Source organism: Bacillus sp. FSL R5-0523 (genome assembly GCF_037975295.1).
GTDB lineage: Bacteria > Bacillota > Bacilli > Bacillales > Bacillaceae > Bacillus > Bacillus subtilis.
Window position 1 is genome coordinate 3,187,244 of the sequence record NZ_CP150251.1, and the last position, 21,785, is coordinate 3,209,028.

Consider the following 21,785-nt stretch of genomic DNA (forward strand, 5'->3'; position numbering starts at 1 on the left):
TTTCACTCCAATCCTTTTAATTGCCGCCTTCTTCTTTCGCGACTCCTTTTTCAAGTGCTTTCCATGACAGGGTTGCACATTTGATACGGGCTGGGAATTTTGAAACGCCTTGAAGGGCTTCAATATCCCCGAGATCTATAGAATCATCATACTCTTTCCCTTGCATCATATCCGAGAAAATCTTAGACATGGAAAGGGCAGTTTCAATATCTTTCCCTTTAATCGCCTGAGTCATCATCGAAGCGGATGCCATTGAAATGGAACAGCCTTCCCCTTCAAATTTCGCATCTTCCACGATGTCTCCGTCAAGCTTCATTGTCAGTCTGATGCGGTCGCCGCATGTCGGATTGTTCATATCCACGACAATGCTGTCATTCAAAACCCCTTTATTTCGCGGGTTTTTGTAATGATCCATAATCACCTGTCTGTACAATGTATCTAAGTTTGCATTAAAAGACATTTGTAAAATACTCCTTTGTCTTTTGAAGAGCTTCCACAAGCTTATCAATCTCTTCCTCTGTATTATACAGATAAAAGCTTGCTCTTGCAGTAGCAGTTACATCCAGCCATTTCATCAGCGGCTGCGCACAATGGTGGCCGGCTCTGACTGCGATTCCCTCCGCATCAAGCACAGTCGCCACATCGTGCGGATGAACATCATCAAGGTTAAATGTGACAAGCCCGGCACGCTCTTCCGGCCCGTAAACCGTTACGCCGTCAAGCTGGCGGAAGCGTTCAAGCGCATAAGCTGCAAGCTTGTGCTCATGGCGGGAAATCTCATCAAGACCGATTTCTTCGAGAAAATCAATGGCGGCACCGAGGCCGATTGCTCCTGCAATGATCGGCGTACCCGCTTCGAATTTCCACGGAAGCTCTTTCCAAGTTGATTCATAAAGCCCGACAAAGTCGATCATTTCACCGCCGAATTCGGCAGGCTCCATGTTTTCCAGCAGGGCTTTCTTTCCGTACAGCACACCAACACCGGTAGGTCCGCACATTTTATGGGAAGAAAGCGCAAAGAAGTCGCAATCGAGATCCTGCACGTCAATTTTCATGTGAGGCGTGCTTTGTGCACCGTCCACCACAATGACAGCCCCATTGTCATGAGCGATTTTCGCCATTTCTTTAATCGGGTTGACCGTGCCGAGGACATTAGATACATGAGACACCGCAACAATTTTTGTGTTGCTTGTGACCGTTTCTCTGACGTCTTCTAAAGAAATCGTTCCGTCTTCCTGCAGCGGAATATATTTTAATGTGGCGCCAGTTGCTTTTACAGCCTGCTGCCACGGAATGATATTCGCATGATGCTCCATGTAGGTGATGACCACTTCATCACCAGGTTCCAGGTTGGCGCGTGCATAGCTTAACGCCACCATATTCAGTGATGTGGTCGTGCCTTTTGTGAAAATAATCTCAGCCATTGACTTCGCGTTAATAAACTTGCGGACTTTTTCACGCGCTCCTTCATAACCATCTGTCGCTCTGGTTCCAAGTGTATGGACGCCCCGGTGAACATTGGAATTGTATTGGTTATAATACTTATCCAGTGTTTCAATGACAGCACGCGGCTTCTGGGAAGTCGCCGCGCTGTCGAGATAAACGAGATCATGTCCGTTCACTTGCTGATGAAGGATCGGGAACTGTTCACGAATATCTGTGATATTCATTACTTCACTTTCCTTTCGATAACAGAAACTAATTGTTTCTTAACGCCTTCAATCGGAAGTTCATTTACTACCGGTGCAAGGAATCCGTAAATGACTAAGCGTTCTGCTTCTTCTTTCGGAATTCCGCGGCTCATCAGGTAGTAAAGCTGAATAGGGTCCACACGGCCGACAGATGCCGCATGTCCTGCAGTTACATCGTCTTCGTCAATTAAAAGAATAGGGTTTGCGTCTCCGCGTGCTTTTTCGCTAAGCATCAGCACGCGTGATTCTTGCTCCGCATTCGCTTTAGAAGCGCCATGTTCGATTTTGCCGATTCCGTTAAAGATAGAAGAAGCGGAATCCTTCATCACACCGTGCTTCAAGATATAGCCTTCAGAAGCTTTACCGAAATGGATGATTTGTGTTGTGAAGTTTTCTGTTTGCTCTCCTCTTCCGACAACAACCGTTTTCGTATCGCCGTATGTGCCGTCACCGTAAAGGTTTGTTGTATTTTCGGAAATCGTGTCGCCGTCGTTCATCAGGCCGAGAGCCCACTCGATTTTGCTGTCGCGTCCGCGCGCAGCACCGCGGCGGTTCACATAAGTTGTCACACCGCTTGACAGATTATCCACCGCACCGTATGTCACGCTGGCATTATCACCTGTGATGACCTCACTGATAATATTGAAGACAGCGTCTTTCGGGTTTACAGTGCTGATGTAGTTTTCTACATATGTTACAGAGCTGTGGTCTTCAGCCACAATCAGCACGTGGTTGAATAGAGCTGTATCATTGCTTTCGTGGACATAAACAGCCTGAACCGGCGTCTCCACCTGAACATTTTTCGGAACATAAAGGAATGCTCCTCCGTTAACAAGAGCCGCGTGAAGTGCAGTTAACTTATGTTCGTCAACCTTCACGCCGTCCTTCATAAAGTATTTCTCCACCAAGTCGCTGTGCTCGCGTGCAGCAGTCAGAATATCAGTGAAGATGACGCCTTTGTCTTTCAATTCTTGAGAAAGAGAAAGATATGCCGGCGTCTGGTCACGCTGTACGTATAATGTTTTATCTTCGTTTTCAACGTCGATCAGCGCTTTTACTTCATCAGTCAAATCTTCTAATGAAGAAAGCGGTTCGTTATCCACTGTATGCTTCGTGAAATTCGTGAAGTTCCAGTTTGTGATTTTTGTTTTGTCAGGTTTCGGCATCGGCAGATCCTCAGCTTGTTCAAGAGCCTGTAAGCGCAGGTTCTTCAGCCAGGCAGGTTCTTGGTGCTTTTCGGAAAAGCTTTTGAGATACTCCTGATCTACGGATAGTTTTGTACCTAGTGTCATATTAATCCCCCTAACGCTTACGCTTCTTGGCCAACAGTTTCGTCTTCAATGCCAAGTTCTTGTTTGATCCAGTCATAACCTTCTGCTTCAAGACGCTGTGCAAGCTCTGCACCGCCGGATTTTACAACGCGGCCTTGCATCATAACGTGAACAACATCCGGAGTGATGTAGTTTAACAGGCGCTGATAGTGAGTGATCATCAGGCAGCCGAAGCTTTCGCTGCGCATTTTGTTGATCCCTTTTGATACAACTTTCAAAGCGTCAATATCAAGACCTGAGTCAATTTCATCAAGGATGGCGATTTTCGGTTCAATCATCATTAATTGAAGGATTTCATTGCGTTTTTTCTCCCCGCCTGAGAAGCCTTCGTTAAGATAGCGCTGAGCCATTTCAGGGTCCATTTCAAGGAACTCCATGTTTTCGTCCATTTTGCGGATGAATTTCATGAGAGAAATTTCATCGCCTTCTTCTCTGCGCGCGTTGATTGCTGAGCGAAGGAAGTCGGCATTTGTCACACCGCTGATTTCACTTGGGTACTGCATCGCAAGGAATAAGCCTGCCTGCGCACGCTCGTCCACTTCCATCTCCAGTACATCTTTGCCGTCAAGCGTGATGCTGCCTTTTGTTACTTCATATTTAGGATGCCCCATAATAGCAGCTGATAAAGTGGATTTACCAGTTCCGTTCGGGCCCATTACTGCGTGGAATTCTCCACCTTTTATTTCAAGGTTTACACCCTTTAAGATCTCTTTCCCTTCGATTTCAACGTGAAGATCTTTGATCGTTAATGTTGAAGCAGCCATATCTATACCTCCAAAAATATATAATCATTATTCTCATTTTATTCTCATTCTAATTTTATAACAAATGAAAAGTAAATACAACTTTTTATCGCGCCTTGCACATTCCTCAAGTTTAACAAAGATCAGCACTTTATTAAAGCGATTGAAAAAGAAAAAGAGTGGATTCCCACCCTTTTTTAAAAGATTGATTTTCTCAATAAGCTCCAGCAGAAATCCGCTTGCTTTTTTCGTAATCAAGCTCTCTCTGCCGCTCTACTTTCATTCTTGTTTCCAGCCGGCGTCCATATTCCTCGTATCCAATTCCGTGTGACAGCTGCATCGCTTTTTCCATTTCTGACGTATAATCGAGGTTCAGTCTGTCCTGGCTGCTGCAAATAATGAATCAATCCCTTCATATATTTGCTTTTTATTGTACCAGTGCTGCGTTGGATGCCGCAAAAACGATTTGGCGTGAAATAGCGGCAGATGAGACGAAAGCATCCTTTCAGAACAAATGAGAATGGTTTTTCGGAATATTCCTTCTCTTAATGCGTGGTGTTTCCGAATTCCTCAATGCACTGTTGAACGACTGTCACGCCTTGGCTGAAAGCCGCGCCGCCTCCAAATGCCGCTGCCACACTGACGGCTTCGAGAATGTTTTCTTCTGTCGCTCCCTGATCGAGACAGCCTTTTGTATGATAGATCATGCAATATTCGTCCTGAGCATTGATGGCAATTCCGAGGGCGATCAGCTGTTTTTCTCTTTCAGTCAGAGAATTCCCGGCAAAGCACTGTTCAGTAAATTCGTTAAATTTTCTTCCCATCAGGGGCATCTTTTGTTCAAATGTGCCTAAACCATGTTTATATTGTTTTAACGCGTCCTGCATGCTTCCTCTGTCTTGATTCAAAGAAAATCCCTCCATCTGTTTAACATTCCTTTTTATTATGAACAGCTTTTAGGAAAATACGCGAAAAAAACCCCGGATTTCTCATCCGGGGTTTCAGTCTTATTCAGATACAGGAAGCACAGCTCCGTCGTATTTTTTCTCGATGAAGTCTTTGATCTTTTTAGAGTGAAGAACTTCCATCAGCGCTTTGATTTTTGCAGAATCTTCTTCGCCTTTTCTTACTGCGATGATGTTAGCGTATGGGTTGTTTTTCGTTGATTCTACTTCAATCGCATCTTTTTTAGGATTTAATTTATTTTGGATCGCATAGTTTACATTGATGAAGACCGCGTCTCCTTCTTTGTTTTCATATGCTTTTGCCGTTAATTCAGGCGCTACTTTTTTGAATTCAAGGTTTTTCGGGTTTTTCTTAATGTCTTTCAATGTTGCGTCAACTGTTTCTACCTTAGAATCAAGAGTGATTAATCCAGCGTTTTCAAGCATTGCAAGCATACGGCCTTGTTCAGCAACGTTGTTTGTCAGAATGATTGTCGCACCGTCTGGAAGGTCTTTCAGTGATTTGTATGTTTTAGAGTAAATACCGAATGGCTCTAAGTGAACAGCACCGGCATTCACAAGTTTGTAATCTGTGTTTTCTTTCATTTCTTGCTCAAGGTAAGGAATGTGCTGGAAGTAGTTCGCGTCCACTTCTTTATCAGCTAAAGCTTTATTGTACATTTTGTAATCACTAAGCACTTTCACTTTCAGCGTATAGCCTTTTTCTTTCAGCAATGGTTCAGCTTCTTTTAAAATTTCCGCATGCGGTGTTTTTGTTGCCGCAACGACAATTTCTTTCTTGCCGGATTCAGCGCCGTTATTCGAACCGCAGGCAGCCATAACTCCTGCAAATACAAGCAGTAATGCACCCAAAAATAGCTTTTTCAATGTAAATCCTCCCTTATCGTTTGTCTATAATATTTGTTATTAGATCACCGATGATTTGAATAATAAACACGATGATTAAAATAAACACAGTAGCAACGAAGGTAACATCAGCGTTATTAGACTGATATCCTTCTACGTACGCAAGGTTTCCAAGGCCTCCTGAACCAATGGCTCCGGCAATTGCCGTTGAGCCGATCAAAGCGATGGCAGTAACCGTAATGCCAGAAATAAGAGCAGGCATAGATTCCGGAATCAGCACTTTGAAAATAATCGTAGACGTTTTCGCGCCCATTGATTTAGCGGCTTCAATCACACCTTTATCCACCTCACGCAGCGCGATTTCAACAAGGCGCGCGTAAAATGGTGCCGAGCCGATTACCAGCGCCGGCAAAGCGGCGTTTGGCCCTAAGATCGTGCCGACTAAAAATTTCGTAAAACCTAATAGTAAAATAATTAAAATAAGGAACGGAATCGATCTGAATATGTTAACAACGGCCGCAATCACAGAGTTGACCGCTTTATTCTGCCAGAGGCTTCCTTTGCTCGTCAGAAAGAGCAGCAAGCCGAGGATGACCCCGATGACAAAAGCAAACAGTAAAGAAATCAGCGTCATATAAAGTGTTTCATATGTCGCGTTCCATAATTCAGTTAAATCAACGTTCGGGAAGTATTTTTCAAACATTCGTGATCACCTCTGCTTTCACCTGTTTGTCATTAATGAAACGGATCACGTTTTGCACTTCTTCCTCGTCCCCGTCAATGTGGATGAACAGTGAACCGTAAGCCCCATCCTTCGTCTGCGAAATTTTCCCTTGCAGAATATTGACGCTGACATTGAAGTTTCTGATCATCTCTGTAATCAGAGGCTGTTCAGCTGACTCACCGACAAATGTGAGCTGAACCATTTTTCCTGATGCTGTATCATCAAGAAGGTGCTGAAGCGTCTCTTTCGTTTCTTCCGGCTCTGTCACCTGCTGAACAAATCGTTTTGTCATTTGTTCCTTTGGATTTTTGAAGACATCGAGAACCTCGCCTTCTTCGACCACCTTGCCGTTTTCCATGACGGCGACTCTGTTGCAGATTTTGCGGATGACATGCATTTCATGCGTAATCAGCACAATCGTCAAACCGAGTCTTTCATTAATATCGGACAATAGATCCAGAATTGAATCTGTCGTTTGCGGATCTAATGCTGATGTCGCTTCGTCACAAAGAAGAACCTTCGGATTGTTTGCAAGCGCTCTGGCAATCCCGACACGCTGCTTCTGCCCGCCGCTCAGCTGGGACGGATATGATTTTTCTTTTCCTTCTAAACCTACCAGTTTAATCAGTTCATTGGCGCGCTTGATCCGCTCGCTCTTTTTCACCCCGGCAATTTCTAAAGGAAACATGATATTATCTCTGACAGTCCGCGACCAAAGCAAATTGAAATGCTGGAAAATCATACTGATCTCATGGCGTGCTTTTCTTAAACCGCGTCCATTTACTTCATTAATCTTGGTTCCCGCCACTTCCACGGTTCCTGAGGTTGGTTTCTCAAGGCCGTTCAGCAGACGGATTAAGGAACTCTTACCAGCTCCGCTATATCCTATAATTCCAAAAATCTCACCTTTTTTAATGGAAAGCGAGACATTTTGGACAGCATTGACATCTCCATGTTTCGATTTGTAAACTTTTGAAACATCCTGAAGATTGATCAAAGCAATCACCTGCCTTAACACTATTCTAAGAAATCTTCCGGTTTTTTCTGCAAAAGAAAAGCCTTTCTGCACACTTGAGCAGAAAGGCTTATATAAAATGCCTTTCTCTCATCTTTCAAAGCTGAACGCTTCGTGTGAATTGGCACCATTTCAACAGCGTTGATGGTTGCCGGGCTTCATAGGGCACTTCCCTCCACCTCTCTTGATAAGAGAAATATATAGTCTTTTTCGTCCGGAAATTCTTAATGTAGAATAGCACGGCGAATGATTAAATGTCAATAAAATAAATGATGTCAACTTTTACTATTATAATAATTTATTATTTTTTAATTCTTCAAAATCCTCTGAAAAAACCCATTTGTCAGCCAGAGAATGGCTTCCAGCTTTAACAGGGCCCTGAATGACCCCTTTACTTTGAGGCTTCCGCTCTGAATGAGGTGCTGCAGGGAAATGTCTCCGTGCAATAAATCAATAATTTCCGTTTGGTTTCCGTAAAAGGTCAGGTTGGACGTTTGGGGCGGAGAAACTTTTTTCATTTCTCCCTGTTCGTTTATTGAGACGGTTAAGGCTTCTGCTTCTCCTTGGAAGGTAATGAGCAATGTTGAGGCATTCAAAAGGGGTTTTAAAAACAGATGCTGATACTCATCCTCTAAAACTTCCGCTTTCTCCATATGTACAACCTCCTATTTGTTGGTCATACATACACATTTCTCTCTTTGTCGCAAGAACCCCTTTATAAAACGAACGACAATTTCATTGGATTTGCTGAGAAATATGTCATAAATGGGATGCGGAAGATGATTTTTGTTTGATCAGCTCATATAAATAAGAAACGGAATGAAATGCATATCCTCTTTCGACCACCTTTCCGCCTTTAAACAGCAGAAAACAAGGGACGCTTTCAATTTGATACGCTTTTGCGAATGTCGGAGAGTAATTGACATTGTTTTGATAGAAGGCGACATCCGGCAGCATCTCTTTCACCACTGTCAGCATTTTGCCTGCAAGCTGGCAGGTGCCGCAAAACGGAGTATATAAATATAGAAGGTACACATCATCTTCAATGTGATCAAGTTCGTGTTCTTGGAGTTCTTTCATGCTATACACCTCGGGACTTTCTTTCAAGAAAAATAGTATGGACATTCAGATTCGCACGCAGCAATACAGAGGCGACATGGTGCCTGGGCGCAGCCGCTACTTCCTTATAGGCTCTGTCGATATGGAGATGGCAGGCTTCATTAAATTCACGCTTCAGCTGTTTTCTCAATTTCTCACCTGATTCATCAGCATCAACTAATATATAGACGTCTTTATCATAAAGCTCGTCAGCCAATTCCTCAAGCCTCAGCTGGCTGATTGTTCCGTTTGTGCAGATAATGCGCACCGGCTCATTCAGGACGCTTTCGATTTTCTCTTTATCTGATTTCCCCTCGACAATCATAACCTTTTCCAGCTCATCCATCTTCATCTTGTTCACCTGCCGCGTCAAATTTGAAACGTTCAGATTGTAAAAGAAGGCAGTGAAATTCACCGCCAACATTAACACCAGCCGTTTTCGTAGTCACAATCTACATATTTTGCGTCGTCTCCAGAGACCACATCGGCTGTCTTATAAAATTTCTCATTTTCAAAGGAATAACCGGACTTAAGCTCATATTCATTCATGCTTGTCATTTGGCCGATCATCTCATTATCATGATATAACGAGAGCCGGCCATTTTGAAAGCGGCCTGTCACGTCATTGGTGACATCGAGCTTTTGTTTGTCGAAAGCCATATTGGACACCTCCCATAACGTTAGCGTGTCCAATTGCTTTTACGGCTATCCTGTTTTAGTCTTCTTGTGTCATCTCTTCGTATTGCTCTGCTGTCATCAGTTTTTCAATTTCAGAAGCGTCAGATGGCTCAACGACGATCATCCATGCTTTTTCGTACGGAGATTCGTTGACGAATTCCGGACTGTCATCAAGATCTTCGTTTACTTCCACAACCGTTCCGTTAATCGGTGCATAAAGCTCAGATACCGTTTTAACGGATTCAACACTGCCGAATGGCTCGTCCGCTTTGATTTCAGCGCCCACTTCAGGAAGTTCGACAAACACGATGTCGCCTAGTTCGGACTGGGCAAAATGCGTAATTCCGATTCTGGCTTTTTCTCCTTCAACTTTTACCCACTCGTGTTCTCCTGAGTAACGCAAATCTTTTGGTATGCTCAATTGAATCCCTCCATTTTTTACAGCACTACAATAAGAAGATACCACACTTTTCAAAAAAAATTTACATTAAGCCCAGTTTTCTTCAAATTGGTCTTCTTTAAATCCGACAGTCACTTTTTCGCCGTCTGTTGTAAGCGGGCGTTTAATTAGCATACCATCTGAAGCCAGCAGTTCGAGCTGTTCGTCCTCTGACATGTGATACAGCTTTTCCTTGAGATTGAGCTCGCGGTATTTCATGCCGCTCGTGTTGAAAAATTTCTTGAGATCCAGCCCGCTTTTTTCATAAAGCGCTTTTAATTCTTCTTTGCTTGGCGGCTGCTCAGCAATATGTATTTCGTTTATTTCTTTTCCATGCTCTTCAAGCCACTTCTTTGCTTTGCGGCACGTTCCGCATTTAGGGTACCAGTAAAAAGTTAACGACATCTTCTTCCCCCTCAATAAAATAATCGAGGTTATTTTAACACAGTTTGTTTTAAAAACCTAAAACAGTGCTTCTTAAAAAAGAGCTCCGCGCATGCGGAGCTCATGGCCAATCAGACAGTATATTTCTCAGCCTCAAAAATGCCTGCCGCCGCCTCGCGTTTTTTCTGAATCACGTTTTTAGGCGTTACGCGTGTCAGCTTGCGCAGAGCGGAAAGCATCATGCGGAGTGAATCTCCTTCTTCCATTGCGATAAGGGATTCCTTCGCATGCGCTTCAATTTCGTTAAAGGCCTCTTGAACGAAAATTTCTGTGTACAGCACCTTTTGCGCTGCTTTTTCAGCGCCTTGTGCGGCAATGGCCTTTTCCGTTCTGAGCACGGCTGATTCCATTGCGTATACATTGCTGACGATATCCGCTACGTTCACGAGAATTTCTTGCTCTCGATCGATGGCTTTTCCGTATTTTTGCGCGGCTAGGCCGGCAGCAAACAACGCAATTTTTTTGGCTTGCTTGACGATATATTTCTCCTGCTCTAAGACGCCGCTTCCAGGCTCTTCAGGCATAAGCATCATGAGTTCTTCCTGCAGCGACTGCGCTTTTTCGAATAAAGGCAGCTCGCCTTTAAGCGCTTTTTTCAGGAAGGTGCTTGGCACGATTAACCGGTTGATTTCGTTTGTGCCTTCAAAAATCCGATTGATCCTTGAATCCCTATAGGCCCTTTCTACTTCGTATTCCTGCATAAAGCCGTAGCCTCCATGAATCTGCACGCCTTCATCAACGATATAATCAAGCGTTTCAGAGCCGAATACCTTATTCAGAGAGCATTCGATGGCGTATTCCGCAATCGATTTGGCAATTTGCCGGCCGTCCTTGAGATCTTCAGCCGTGAACTGGCTCATATTATCTTCAAACAGCCCGACGGTTCTGTATACAGAGCTTTCCATCGCATACAGCCTTGAGGCCATTGTCCCGATTTTTTCCTGTGTCAATGAAAAACCAGCAATCGGCGTTTTAAATTGGCGGCGCTGATTTGCGTATGCTGCAGACAGCTCGATGACGCGTTTAGATGCGCCGATTGTGCCAACCGCCAGTTTGTAACGGCCGATGTTTAAAATATTAAAGGCGATGACATGCCCTTTGCCGATTTCTCCGAGCAGGTTTTCCTTTGGCACTTCAGCTTGATCCAGAATGAGGGTTCTTGTCGATGATCCCTTGATTCCCATTTTCTTTTCTTCCGGTCCCGTGGAGACACCCGGGAACTCTTTTTCTACAATAAAGGCTGAAAACTTGTCGCCGTCCACCTTGGCGTAAACCACAAATACATCGGCAAAAGCAGAGTTGGTAATCCACTGTTTTTCCCCTGTTAATACATAATGGGTTCCTGCTTCATTCAGCACAGCTGTTGTTTTTGCTCCAAGTGCATCAGACCCAGAGCCAGGCTCAGTCAGAGCATAAGCGGCGATCTTTTCGCCTGAAGCGAGTCCAGGCAAATATTTTTTCTTTTGTTCTTCTGATCCGAAAAAGACGATCGGCAAGGAACCGATACCGACATGCGCGCCATAAGAAAGAGAAAAGCTTCCCGCACGCGAAAATTTCTCAGTGATGAGTGCCGAGCTGATTTTATCAAGGCCGAGCCCTCCGTATTCTTCCGGCACATCGGCGCCAAGCAGCCCTAGTTCGCCCGCTTTCTTCAACAGTCTGACAGAATGCTCGAATTGATGGTTTTCGATATCATCTATATGAGGGAGAACATCTTGCTCGATGTAATCCTCCGTTGTTTTCGCAATCATTTTATGCTCGTCAGTGAAATCCTCCGGTGTATACATTTGATCGTATGTGACATCCTCGATTAAAAATCCGCCGCCTTTTTGTACTTCAGCCGTTTTTTTTGCCATTTGTTTTTCCCCCTTTAGCATAATTCAAATACACCGGCCGCTCCCATCCCGCCGCCGATACACATGGTCACGACTCCAAATTGCTCGTTTCTCCGTTTCATTTCATGGATGAGTGAGAGTGTAAGCTTTGTGCCCGTACAGCCAAGCGGGTGTCCAAGCGCGATTGCGCCCCCGTTGACATTCACTTTTTCTTCATCAATTCCCAATTCCCTGATTACTTGAATGGCTTGTGAGGCAAAAGCTTCATTCAGTTCAAACAATCCGATGTCCTGCAGCTGAAGTCCGGCAAGCTTCAAAGCGCGCGGAATCGCTTCCACCGGTCCGATTCCCATCACTTCCGGCGGCACGCCGCCTACCGCAAAGGAGCGGAATTTCACAAGCGGCGCCAGGCCAAGAGCATCGGCTTTTTCCCGGTCCATCAGCATGACAGCCGCCGCTCCGTCACTCGTCTGCGAGGAATTGCCCGCAGTCACCGTCCCGTCAACGGAAAAGGCCGGGCGCAATGTCGATAAGATGTCTGCAGTCGTTTGCGGGCGAACACCTTCATCCTGAGAAAACACAAACTGTTTTTCCATAGGCTTATGGTTTTCTCCAATTTCTGTCACCGTCACTTCGACAGGTACAATCTCATCTTTAAATTTCCCTTCTGCAAGGGCTTTAGCGGCGTTTTGGTGGCTGCGAACGGCAAACGCGTCTTGTTCCTCACGGGAGACGCCGTATTTTTTCGCGACTTGCTCGGCTGTGTGTCCCATGCTCATATAATATTCCGGTGCCTTTTCTGCCAAAGCAAGGTTCGGACGGGTAACATGCCCCATCATCGGAACTTGCGACATGGATTCTGCTCCGCCGGCGATCGCTGTATCGTAGGCGCCAAGCATAATTTTTTCTGCTGCATATGCAATAGACTGAAGGCCTGAAGAGCAATAACGGTTAACTGTAATCGCTGGAACCGTGTACGGCAGGCCCGCGAGCGCACCGATATTTCTCGCCATATTAAGCCCCTGCTCCGCTTCAGGCGTTGCACAGCCAATAATCAAATCGTCAATATTGCCTTCGTAGCCGCCTGCCCGTTTCAGTGTCTCTTTTACACAAATCGCTCCCAAATCATCCGGGCGAACGGTGGCCAACGATCCTTTTTTTGCTTTTCCAACCGGTGTTCTTGCACCTGACACAATGACTGCCTCTTTCATAAGCTCCCTCCTAATTCCGTAAAGGTTTACCTTTCACAAGCATATGCTGCATTCGCGCTTGAGATTTTGCCTCTCCTGCCAAACTCAAAAACGCTTCTCTTTCGATCTCCAATAAATACTCTTCATCAACCTCTGTACCGAACGGCACTTTTCCGCCCGCAATGACATAAGCGAGTTTTTTCGCGATCTTGAAATCATGCTCAGATATATAGCCGGACAGCTTCATCTGCTCAGCGCCAAGCAAGAGTGCCGCATAACCGGTTTCTCCCGGCACCTTGACCTTTTCTTTTACAGGCGGCCGCCAGCCGGTATCATATAAAGATGCGGCCAGCTGCTTCGCATCGTACAGCAGGTGGTCTTGATTCACGCTGATCTGATCCGTTTCTTTTAAGATGTTCATCTCACGAGCTTCTTGAGCAGAAGCGGACACTTTCGCCATCGCAATCGTTTCAAATGTTTTCATTGCCGCATTCATCGGATCAAGGCCGCGGCGAAGATGATTGATGTACAGCTCTTTGTTTCCCCCTCCGCCAGGGATGAGGCCGACACCGGATTCCACAAGTCCCATATAGGCTTCGCTTGCCGCTTGAATGCGCGCCGCCGGCAGGCATACTTCCGTTCCTCCGCCGAGCGTCATGCCAAATGGCGCGGCGACGACCGGTTTCGCACTGTATTTGATCTTCATCATCGTCTCCTGAAAACGGCGGATCACAAAATCAACTTCCAAAAAGTTGTCGTCTTGGACTTCCATTAAGATCATGGCGAGATTCGCGCCGACGCAAAAATTTTTCCCTTGGTTGCCGATGACAAGGCCCTTGTAATTCCGCTCTGTTTCCTCTAATCCTTTGTTGATCATTTGAATGATATCGAGGCCGATCGCATTGCTTTTCGAATGAAATTCAAGAAGGGCGACATCATCTCCAAGGTCAATTAAGCTTGCTCCGCTGTTTTTCGCAATCACGCCTTTTGTTTCTTTAAGTGCTTGTAAATGAATTCGTTTTTTGTTTTCTTTCACGGCTCTGTATTCGCCGCGGTCATAATAAAATACCGTTCCGTTCTCTTTGATGTAGAAGGTTTCATTTCCTTTGTCCAGCATCTCTTTTATCCAGCCAGGCATATCTGCTCCAAGCTGCTCGAGCTTTTCCGCTGACTGCCTGAGGCCGATGGCATCCCACATTTCAAAGGGGCCCAGTTCCCAGCCGAATCCCCACTTCATGGCTTGGTCAATCGCATGAATATCATCGGCAATCTCGCCAAGCAGCTCGGCTGAGTAAAGCAGGGTTTGAGATGTGATATTCCACAGCAAACTGCCGGCTCTGTCATCCGAATAAATAAGCGCTTTCATTTTGGCTTTTGTCCCTTTTGCCTGTTTTGCCGCTTCAAGTGCCGGTGATTTCATTTTTGTCCGCTCGCCGTAAGTAAGTGTCACTGGGTCAAGCTCATAAATCGTTTTTCCTTCTTTTTTATAAAAGCCTTGGCCGGCCTTGCTTCCGATCCACCCTTTTTCCAGCATATCGTTCATGAAGCTTGGAAGGCGAAACACTTCTTTCTCATCGCCATCAGCTTTGTCATACACATTTCGGGCAACGTGGGCGAATGTATCAAGGCCGACCACATCAAGCGTTCTAAAGGTGGCGCTTTTCGGCCTGCCGATCAGCGGTCCTGTGATCGAATCAACCTCCCCGACCTGATAACCCCCTTTCAGCATTTCTTGGACTGTCACGAGAAGCCCGTAAGTCCCGATGCGGTTTGCGATAAAGTTCGGTGTGTCCTTTGCTGTAACAACACCTTTCCCGAGGACATTTTCTCCGAAAGCTGTCATAAACTTTAAAATATCAGGATCCGTTTCCTTAATCGGAATGATCTCCAGCAGCTTTAAATATCGTGCGGGATTAAAAAAATGCGTTCCAAGAAAATGGGCTTTAAAATCATCCGACCGGCCTTCAGCCATTTCCTGCACTGATATGCCGGATGTGTTGCTTGAGACGATGCTTCCAGTCTTTCGATGTTCATCCACAAGAGCGAAAATTTTCTTTTTGACTTCAAGGTTTTCGACAACGACCTCAATAATCCAATCTGCTTCTTTCAGTTTTTCTGCATCATCCTCCAGATTGCCCGGTGTAATATAGGAGGTATTTTTCGCTGATGTGAGGGGAGCGGGCTTTTGTTTCAGCAGTTTTTTCACTGCCTGCCGGCTCAGCCTGCTGCGCACCTCTGGACTGTCCTTCGTCAGCCCCTTTTTTTTCTCTTCCTTTGTCAAATCGCTCGGCACAATATCTAGCAGCAGGACAGGAATTCCGATGTTAGCCAAATGCGCCGCTATCCCGGAACCCATTACCCCCGATCCTAAAACGGCTGCCTTCCGAATGTGTTTGTGCATGAGATATCCCCCTTGAACATTGAATGAATAGTCATTCATTTTTTGACCAAAAAAAATGAAACCCGTTTCTTCTTTCATCTTAAAAGATTTCCGGTTCGACTTCAATAGCTAATTTGTTATTTTTTTGTATGAAGCCTATAAAAGTCGGGCAACTTAAGCCCGGAGGTGAAGGGAATGGTACGAGAGAAAAAAAATCCGTCTTCAGCGGCAGTAAGCGCGGCGAGCGTAAAGGGAGATGCCGGTCCGACTCAGCATTACGGCGGCGGAAAACGGACAAGTCAAAATCAGCAGTATAAAAAACATAACATGGAACAATCATAATGCAGCTGCTTCCCGCGGCTGCTTTCACTTTTTCAAAATTCCTTTTAACACAAACGCTGCATTGGCAGGCCGTTCGGCAATTCTTCTCATAAAGTAGCTGAACCAGTCCGTTCCATATGGGACATACACACGCATTCTGTAGCCTTCCTTGGCGAGTTCCTTCTGACGCTCCGACCTGATGCCGTATAGCATTTGAAACTCAAATTGCGACGCGGGGATTTGATGTTCGGCGACGAGCTGTTTCGTAAATGCAATGATGTCATCGTCATGTGTGGCGACAGCCGTGTAGTTCCCGCTTAACAACTGCAGCTTTATTAAGCTCTGAAAATGAAGGTCCGTGCCTCTTTTGTCAGGAAACGCTACAGCCGCAGATTCTTTATAAGCGCCTTTTACAAGTCTGAGATTCGGCTTTAAGTCCCGCATCTTTCTGATATCTTCTGCCGCCCGGTACAGATACGCCTGAATGACCGTGCCGAGCTTCTCAAATTCCTGTTTGCATTGCCTGTAAATAGAAAGTGTCTGTTCATAATGGGAATAGTCTTCCATATCAATGGTCACAGCAACATCATATTGCTTTGCAACGGAAAGAATGGCGCGCAAATGAGTAAGAGCAAGTTCTTCTGAAAGATCGAGCCCGATTGAGGTCAGCTTAAGTGAAAGCTCTGAATCCAATTGATGTTCGGCAATGGCTTGAATGGCTTTCTTGCATTCCTCTGCGACTTGGTTTGCTTCTTTTTCCGAAGCTGCATACTCGCCTAAATAATCAATTGTTGCACACAAACCGGATCTGTTTAGCCTTTTGACGGTCTTAACCGCCGATTCAATCGTATCCCCTGCGACAAACCTTCGTGCTCCAAGCCGCGTTCCGTATGCTTTTGCGAACTTGGTAAGTGTTTTATTTTGAGATAAGAATAAAAACACATGTCTCAACATTCGACTCCCTCCCCCGTCATCTTCAAAACACCTGTATATAACTCCCAGTCTGAAGGAAACTATAAAATGAACAGAAACCAAAGGAGGATCACAATGGATAATCAGCAGCAATCTCAAATGCCGCCTTCCGTTATTTCGACAAAGGATCATTTGTATCTCAATGACATGCTGAACTGGAATTTGCTCGCGATGAAAAAAGCGCATTTCATGGCGCAGCAGTGCCAGGATCAAACGTTAAAGCAAGAACTCGACCGCGTCGGACACATGCATCATGATCACTATCAAAGAATATTAAAGCATCTGCAGCCAGGCCAGCAGCAGTCCGGCTACATCCAATAAGGAGGCGCCAGAATGAATCAGCAAAATCAAAAAATCAGCAACCCGCAGACACCTGTACCGACAACATCGGAAATGAATGACAGAGATTTCGTCAACGAATTGCTGACAACCGAAAAATACATGACAACAGCTTATTGCACTGCTTTGCACGAATTCAGCCACGAGTCTCTTTATCAGGATATTCAATCCATTTTTGATGAGTCACAAAAAGCGCAAAGAAAACTATATGATCTCATGTTCCAATATGGATGGTATTCTGTTGAAGCGGAGGATGCACAAAAGCTGCAGCAGTCCTATCAAAAATTCCAGCAGACCATTCAGCAGCAGTCTCCTTATCAGCAATAACAACATTAGTAAAAAGGATACGATGTTCTTTCGGGCATCTATCCTTTTTTTGTGTAAAATCAGTTGACTTTTCATTTACGCTTATTTATATTTAATAAGCATTAACTATTTTGTCATTAAAATATATATACAGTGTATGTAACAGAGGGGAAATGAATATGAAGAGTGCGGATCAGTTAATGTCCGATATTCAATTATCGCTTCAGGCGCTCTTTCAAAAGATACAGCCTGAAATGCTGGAAAGCATGGAGAAACAAGGTGTCACCCCAGCGCAGCTGTTTGTGCTGGCCAGCCTAAAGAAACACGGCAGCCTCAAAATTTCTGAAATTGCCGAGCGTATGGAGGTGAAGCCAAGCGCGGTGACGCTGATGGCAGATCGCCTTGAACAAAAAAATCTTATCGCCAGAACACACAACACAAAAGACAGGCGAGTAATTGATCTCAGTCTTACTGACGAAGGAGACAGAAAGTTCGAGGAGATTTTGGCAGGCAGAAAGGCCATTATGGCGCGCTATCTTTCCTTTTTGACGGAGGAGGAGATGCTGCAGGCGGCGCATATTACAGCAAAGCTCGCACAAGCAGCAGAAACGGATGAAAAGCAAAACATGAAAAGAGGAAACGGATGAAAATGAGTAAAGAAGGCAAACAATCAAAACGAACGTTATTAATAACAGGCTTAATTATTGCCATGTTTTTTTCAGCCCTTGACGGTACCATTGTCGGAACGGCCATGCCGAAAATTGTCGGTGATCTGGGCGGTTTGAGCATGATGACCTGGCTGACAACTGCATATTTGTTAACATCAACAACCGTTGTTCCAATTGCCGGTAAACTGGCTGATTTATTGGGACGCCGCATTGTCTATGTATCAGGTTTAATTATTTTCATGGCAGCTTCTGCTTTGTGCGGAATGGCCAACAACATGACGGAATTGATTATCTTCCGTGGACTGCAGGGAATCGGCGGAGGCATCATGATGCCGATGGCGATGATTGTCATCGGTGACTTGTTCACAGGAAAACAGCGTGCTAAATTCCAAGGTGTCTTTGGCGCAATTTACGGGCTGGCTTCAGTGATTGGGCCGCAAATCGGCGGCTGGATTGTAGACTCGTTAAACTGGAAATGGGTTTTCTATATTAACCTGCCAGTCGGAATTATTGCGGTTATTTTTATTGCCAGGGGATTACAGGGACGCCAGCAGACTGGGCCGATCAACTTCGATATCGCTGGTATTTTCACAATGATTGTGGGTGTGGTCAGCCTCCTGCTCGCCTTAAGCTTTGGCGGAAAAGATTATGCATGGGATTCATGGCAGATTCTTGGGTTGTTCGCTCTCGCACTGATCGGCATTGTCAGCTTTATCATCGTAGAATCAAAAGCAAAAGAGCCAATCCTGCCAATGTATTTATTTAAAAACAGAACATTTACATTTCTAAACTTGATCGGCTTCTTTATGAGTATCGGTATGTTTGGCGCCATTACGTTTGTTCCTTTCTTTATGCAAGGAATTGTCGGTGTAAGTGCGTCTGAATCGGGTACAATTATGACACCGATGATGATTTCTATGATTATCACAAGTATCATCGGCGGACAGCTTGTTTATAAAATCGGGATTAAACCGCAAATCATTACAGGCATGCTGGTTATGGCCGGCGGATTCCTGCTGTTAACGACATTGGATCTCGACACGAGCAAGCTTGTCGCTACATCTTTTATGGCGATTATTGGTCTGGGAATGGGTCTTGTTATGCCGATTCTGACATTGGCTTTACAGGAAAGCTTTTCGAAGGAGGAGCTTGGAGTTGTCACTTCATCCAGCCAATTCTTCCGTTCTATCGGCGGAACATTCGGCATTACCATGCTGGGAGCCGTAATGAATGCGAGATCAGGAAATCTATTAACAGATAAATTGGTTCCATATTTAGACTCTCTTCCGGCACAGGCAAGCTCGTTTGCCGCCCAGCTAAAGGGTATGATTGATACAAATCCGCAAGGGCTGCTGCAATCACTGTTCAGTCCGGACGCGGTCAAACAAATCCCTGCGGCTTTCTCATCCCATATTGTGCCGATTTTAAAAACATCGTTGATGGATTCGCTCCACAGCGTGTTTTATACGGGCCTGATCTTTATCGCAGTCGGAGCCGTATTCACCTTGTTCTTAAAACCTATCAAGCTATCAAATAAGAAAGCGGAAGACCAACAAGAAAAAGAGAAAGCGGCAAAAGCCGTTGAATCACCTTCCCATTAATAGAGCACCCCGCGGGTATCAATCCGCGGGGTTTTTTATTCAATCATCTGGGCTCTTCCATTTCCGAAAGACCAATCCTCAGCCTGATTTCCGGCCAGCATGATAAACACATCTTCTTTTCTGACACCAAGATCGGAATGCATCCGGCTCGCGATTGAGCGGTAAAGTGCTTTTTTCTGTTCAGTTGTTCTTGACTGTTTCAGTGTAAAATGAATGTATATCAGTTCATCAGAACGCTCGACTTGGAGATAAAATGGATCATAAAAAAATTCGCTTTTTTCATATTGTCTGATGACTTGAAAATAGTCATCTTCCGGCACATTGATTTCTTCAATCATCGATTGGTGGATAGTCCTGCTCAGTTTTTGAAGCCACGCTTCGCTTCTTCCCGACCGTAAATGAATCTGTACAAATGGCATCTCCCTGCATCCCTTTCTTCACAGCGTCTGTCCGCTGTCAATTGTGATAATTTGGCCTGTGAGTGATTCCTGTTCAATTAGTGAACATATCAATTTGGCAACATCATCTGGTTCAGCAATACACTGCAGCGGCAAAGAGCCAATCATGCTTTTCATTTTTTCTTCCCGTCCGGCCCACCATCTCGTTGCCACAGCTCCTGGTGCTACACCGCTCACTCTGATTTCAGGCGCTAAGGCGTGGGCCAATGATTTTGTTAAACCGTGCACCGCCGATTTTGATACTGCGTAAGGCATAGATGAGCCTGCACCGGTTAACCCTGCGATGCTGCCGACGTTTACGATCGCCCCGGCCTTGCTTTTCTTCATAAACGGAGCCACTGCCCTCGCGCAGAAAAACATCCCTTTCACATTGACGGCATACAGCTCATCCCATATGTCTTCTGTCGCAGTCTCAAGATCATCCATTGGAATATGCCGTGTAATGCTGGCATTGTTGACTAAAATATCAACCGTGAAGTGTGTGTTCACGATTGCTTGAATCATATCCTGCACGCCGCTGTTTTTGGATACATCTGCTTGGATGGCGAAGGCTTGCCCGCCAGCTTTTCGAATCATTTCCACTGTTTCCTCCGCTTCTGATTGCGAGCGTGAATAATTCACCGCCACAATCGCCCCGCGCTTTGCCAATTCCATACTGGCTGCTTTTCCGATTCCTGTGCCGCCCCCCGTTACGAGAGCTATTTTGTTCAAGACATTCATTGCCGCCACTCCTTGCTGTTGACTAAAGTATATTTCTGATTCCATTGTAATCCAGCTTTGATGTTACGTATAATGATTGTTAAAGATACTAGATATCACTTAGATTGATAGCAAACGAACGGAGGAGTTCAAAATGGAAAGCGGAGATTTACGTGTGTTTCAAATGGTAGCTCGTGAAGGAACCATTACGAAAGCAGCCCTGCAGCTTGGCTATGTACAATCGAATGTCACGGCCAGAATTCAGCAATTGGAAGCTGAGCTGGGTACCACACTGTTTTTGCGCCATAATCGGGGCATGACACTTTCTGCAAGCGGAAAATTGCTGCTGGACTACGCAAATAAAATTATAGGCCTGCTTGATGAAGCGTCTAAAGCGCTCTCATCCTCCACAGAACCAAGCGGGCCGCTTATGATCGGCTCCACTCAGACAACCGCCGCGGTAAGGCTTCCAAAGCTCCTGGCATCTTATTATGAAGAACATCCAAACGTCCAGTTGTCTTTAACAACAGGGCATACGCAATTTCTCCTTGATAAAGTTCTTCGTTATGAATTGGATGGCGCGTTTATCGGATGCGAATGCCATCATCCTGAGCTCGAATCCTATCCTGCGTTTGAGGAAGAACCAGTAGTTGTTTCGGCTGCCTCCGTGCCCGATGTTGAGGAAGCCATCACAAAGCCGATTCTCGTTTACAGCACAGGCTGTTCGTATCGAGAAACACTTGAAAAATGGCTGCGTTCCGTCGGTGTCACACAGCCGGTCATTATGGAATTTGGGACGCTTGAAGCAATTATCGGCGGGGTTACAGCAGGTCTTGGCATCTCGTTGCTGCCAAGAACGGTTGTGCAGAAACATGAAGCAGAAGGATCAATTCGATTGTACCCGCTGCCTGAAGCGCTCAGCCAGATGAAAACAGAGTTTATTGTTCGAAAAGATTCGTTTATCAGCAGCGCGCTGAGAACCTTTATGGATTCCTTTACGCCAGATAAAACGGCTGAATCACAAAAAAGCAGTCTGCTATAA

General features: G+C 45.2%; 27 protein-coding genes and 1 riboswitch. Of the genes, 6 read left to right on the forward strand and 21 right to left on the reverse strand.

Annotation, left to right across the window (positions count from 1 at the left end):
- Positions 1-16: 16 nt before the first annotated feature.
- From sufU to NYE53_RS16475, 18 genes are all read right to left on the reverse strand, one after another.
- On the reverse strand, positions 17-460 hold the full coding sequence (gene sufU, locus NYE53_RS16390; RefSeq protein WP_003222809.1) for a Fe-S cluster assembly sulfur transfer protein SufU: 444 nt from the start codon (positions 458-460) through the stop codon (positions 17-19).
- Positions 450-1,670 carry a cysteine desulfurase SufS gene (gene sufS / locus NYE53_RS16395; protein ID WP_015714668.1) on the reverse strand — a complete coding sequence of 407 codons (1,221 nt, stop codon included), beginning with the start codon at positions 1,668-1,670 and terminating at the stop codon, positions 450-452. Before sufS ends, sufU begins: the two co-directional genes overlap by 11 nt.
- Positions 1,670-2,983 (reverse strand): Fe-S cluster assembly protein SufD, encoded by a 1,314-nt coding sequence (gene sufD / locus NYE53_RS16400; protein ID WP_015714669.1) that lies wholly within the window; start codon positions 2,981-2,983, stop codon positions 1,670-1,672. Before sufD ends, sufS begins: the two co-directional genes overlap by 1 nt.
- A 17-nt stretch (positions 2,984-3,000) precedes the next feature.
- On the reverse strand, positions 3,001-3,786 hold the full coding sequence (sufC, locus tag NYE53_RS16405) for a Fe-S cluster assembly ATPase SufC (RefSeq protein WP_014477918.1): 786 nt from the start codon (positions 3,784-3,786) through the stop codon (positions 3,001-3,003).
- Between the two features lie 193 nt (positions 3,787-3,979).
- Positions 3,980-4,117: a hypothetical protein gene (locus NYE53_RS16410; RefSeq protein ID WP_003228600.1), complete on the reverse strand. Its 138-nt coding sequence runs from the start codon at positions 4,115-4,117 to the stop codon at positions 3,980-3,982.
- Positions 4,118-4,310: 193 nt separating this feature from the next.
- Entirely contained in the window at positions 4,311-4,688 is a 378-nt protein-coding gene (locus NYE53_RS16415) for a carboxymuconolactone decarboxylase family protein (protein WP_014477920.1), read from the reverse strand.
- Between the two features lie 84 nt (positions 4,689-4,772).
- Complete coding sequence (gene metQ / locus NYE53_RS16420; RefSeq protein ID WP_003228595.1) at positions 4,773-5,597, reverse strand: methionine ABC transporter substrate-binding lipoprotein MetQ; 825 nt, start codon at positions 5,595-5,597, stop codon at positions 4,773-4,775.
- Between the two features lie 13 nt (positions 5,598-5,610).
- A complete protein-coding gene (gene metP, locus NYE53_RS16425) occupies positions 5,611-6,279 on the reverse strand; it encodes a methionine ABC transporter permease MetP (RefSeq protein WP_003228593.1) in 669 nt (222 codons plus the stop codon).
- Complete coding sequence (metN, locus tag NYE53_RS16430; protein ID WP_003242531.1) at positions 6,272-7,297, reverse strand: methionine ABC transporter ATP-binding protein MetN; 1,026 nt, start codon at positions 7,295-7,297, stop codon at positions 6,272-6,274. The genes metP and metN overlap by 8 nt, the downstream gene beginning before the upstream one ends.
- Positions 7,298-7,402: 105 nt before the next feature.
- Positions 7,403-7,509: riboswitch (SAM riboswitch) on the reverse strand.
- 114 nt (positions 7,510-7,623) lie between these two features.
- Positions 7,624-7,968, reverse strand: coding sequence for an SCP2 sterol-binding domain-containing protein (locus tag NYE53_RS16435; protein WP_003228587.1), 345 nt, complete (start codon positions 7,966-7,968; stop codon positions 7,624-7,626).
- A gap of 106 nt (positions 7,969-8,074) precedes the next feature.
- On the reverse strand, positions 8,075-8,395 hold the full coding sequence (locus NYE53_RS16440) for a thioredoxin family protein (protein ID WP_339245678.1): 321 nt from the start codon (positions 8,393-8,395) through the stop codon (positions 8,075-8,077).
- A gap of 1 nt (position 8,396) precedes the next feature.
- On the reverse strand, positions 8,397-8,759 hold the full coding sequence (locus tag NYE53_RS16445; RefSeq protein ID WP_015483668.1) for a toprim domain-containing protein: 363 nt from the start codon (positions 8,757-8,759) through the stop codon (positions 8,397-8,399).
- A gap of 77 nt (positions 8,760-8,836) precedes the next feature.
- Entirely contained in the window at positions 8,837-9,073 is a 237-nt protein-coding gene (locus NYE53_RS16450) for a YusG family protein (protein ID WP_003228581.1), read from the reverse strand.
- Positions 9,074-9,128: 55 nt separating this feature from the next.
- Positions 9,129-9,512, reverse strand: coding sequence for a glycine cleavage system protein GcvH (gcvH, locus tag NYE53_RS16455; protein ID WP_003222781.1), 384 nt, complete (start codon positions 9,510-9,512; stop codon positions 9,129-9,131).
- Between the two features lie 66 nt (positions 9,513-9,578).
- Positions 9,579-9,935 carry an arsenate reductase family protein gene (locus NYE53_RS16460; protein WP_003222779.1) on the reverse strand — a complete coding sequence of 119 codons (357 nt, stop codon included), beginning with the start codon at positions 9,933-9,935 and terminating at the stop codon, positions 9,579-9,581.
- Positions 9,936-10,045: 110 nt separating this feature from the next.
- Positions 10,046-11,830, reverse strand: coding sequence for an acyl-CoA dehydrogenase FadE (gene fadE / locus NYE53_RS16465; RefSeq protein ID WP_017697188.1), 1,785 nt, complete (start codon positions 11,828-11,830; stop codon positions 10,046-10,048).
- Between the two features lie 14 nt (positions 11,831-11,844).
- On the reverse strand, positions 11,845-13,020 hold the full coding sequence (locus tag NYE53_RS16470) for an acetyl-CoA C-acetyltransferase (RefSeq protein WP_327828646.1): 1,176 nt from the start codon (positions 13,018-13,020) through the stop codon (positions 11,845-11,847).
- A gap of 10 nt (positions 13,021-13,030) precedes the next feature.
- On the reverse strand, positions 13,031-15,400 hold the full coding sequence (locus NYE53_RS16475; protein WP_339245685.1) for a 3-hydroxyacyl-CoA dehydrogenase NAD-binding domain-containing protein: 2,370 nt from the start codon (positions 15,398-15,400) through the stop codon (positions 13,031-13,033).
- A gap of 174 nt (positions 15,401-15,574) precedes the next feature.
- Between NYE53_RS16475 and NYE53_RS16480 the strand changes: the two genes are divergently transcribed.
- Positions 15,575-15,721, forward strand: coding sequence for a YuzL family protein (locus tag NYE53_RS16480; RefSeq protein WP_003240817.1), 147 nt, complete (start codon positions 15,575-15,577; stop codon positions 15,719-15,721).
- A 24-nt stretch (positions 15,722-15,745) separates the two neighbouring features.
- Here NYE53_RS16480 and NYE53_RS16485 read toward each other — a convergent pair whose 3' ends face one another.
- Complete coding sequence (locus tag NYE53_RS16485) at positions 15,746-16,654, reverse strand: proline dehydrogenase (protein WP_339245688.1); 909 nt, start codon at positions 16,652-16,654, stop codon at positions 15,746-15,748.
- 93 nt (positions 16,655-16,747) lie between these two features.
- On the opposite strand from NYE53_RS16485, the gene NYE53_RS16490 reads away from it, so the two are divergent.
- The 4 genes from NYE53_RS16490 (at position 16,748) to mdtP (ending at position 19,586) form a co-directional block, all read left to right on the forward strand.
- Positions 16,748-16,993, forward strand: coding sequence for a hypothetical protein (locus NYE53_RS16490; RefSeq protein WP_003228567.1), 246 nt, complete (start codon positions 16,748-16,750; stop codon positions 16,991-16,993).
- 12 nt (positions 16,994-17,005) lie between these two features.
- A complete protein-coding gene (locus tag NYE53_RS16495; protein ID WP_003222766.1) occupies positions 17,006-17,338 on the forward strand; it encodes a spore coat protein in 333 nt (110 codons plus the stop codon).
- A 158-nt stretch (positions 17,339-17,496) separates the two neighbouring features.
- Positions 17,497-17,964: a MarR family transcriptional regulator MdtR gene (gene mdtR / locus NYE53_RS16500; protein ID WP_042974696.1), complete on the forward strand. Its 468-nt coding sequence runs from the start codon at positions 17,497-17,499 to the stop codon at positions 17,962-17,964.
- Positions 17,961-19,586, forward strand: a complete 1,626-nt coding sequence (gene mdtP / locus NYE53_RS16505; RefSeq protein WP_339245692.1) for a multidrug efflux MFS transporter MdtP — start codon at positions 17,961-17,963, stop codon at positions 19,584-19,586. Before mdtR ends, mdtP begins: the two co-directional genes overlap by 4 nt.
- Before the next feature lie 35 nt (positions 19,587-19,621).
- Here mdtP and NYE53_RS16510 read toward each other — a convergent pair whose 3' ends face one another.
- The gene (locus tag NYE53_RS16510; RefSeq protein ID WP_339245695.1) at positions 19,622-20,005 is read right to left on the reverse strand and encodes a tautomerase family protein; all 384 of its coding nucleotides are present in this window, start codon (positions 20,003-20,005) and stop codon (positions 19,622-19,624) included.
- A gap of 18 nt (positions 20,006-20,023) precedes the next feature.
- Positions 20,024-20,764, reverse strand: coding sequence for an SDR family NAD(P)-dependent oxidoreductase (locus NYE53_RS16515; protein WP_339245698.1), 741 nt, complete (start codon positions 20,762-20,764; stop codon positions 20,024-20,026).
- A gap of 133 nt (positions 20,765-20,897) precedes the next feature.
- Here NYE53_RS16515 and NYE53_RS16520 point away from each other — a divergent pair, with 133 nt between their 5' ends.
- Positions 20,898-21,785: a LysR family transcriptional regulator gene (locus NYE53_RS16520; RefSeq protein ID WP_339245701.1), complete on the forward strand. Its 888-nt coding sequence runs from the start codon at positions 20,898-20,900 to the stop codon at positions 21,783-21,785.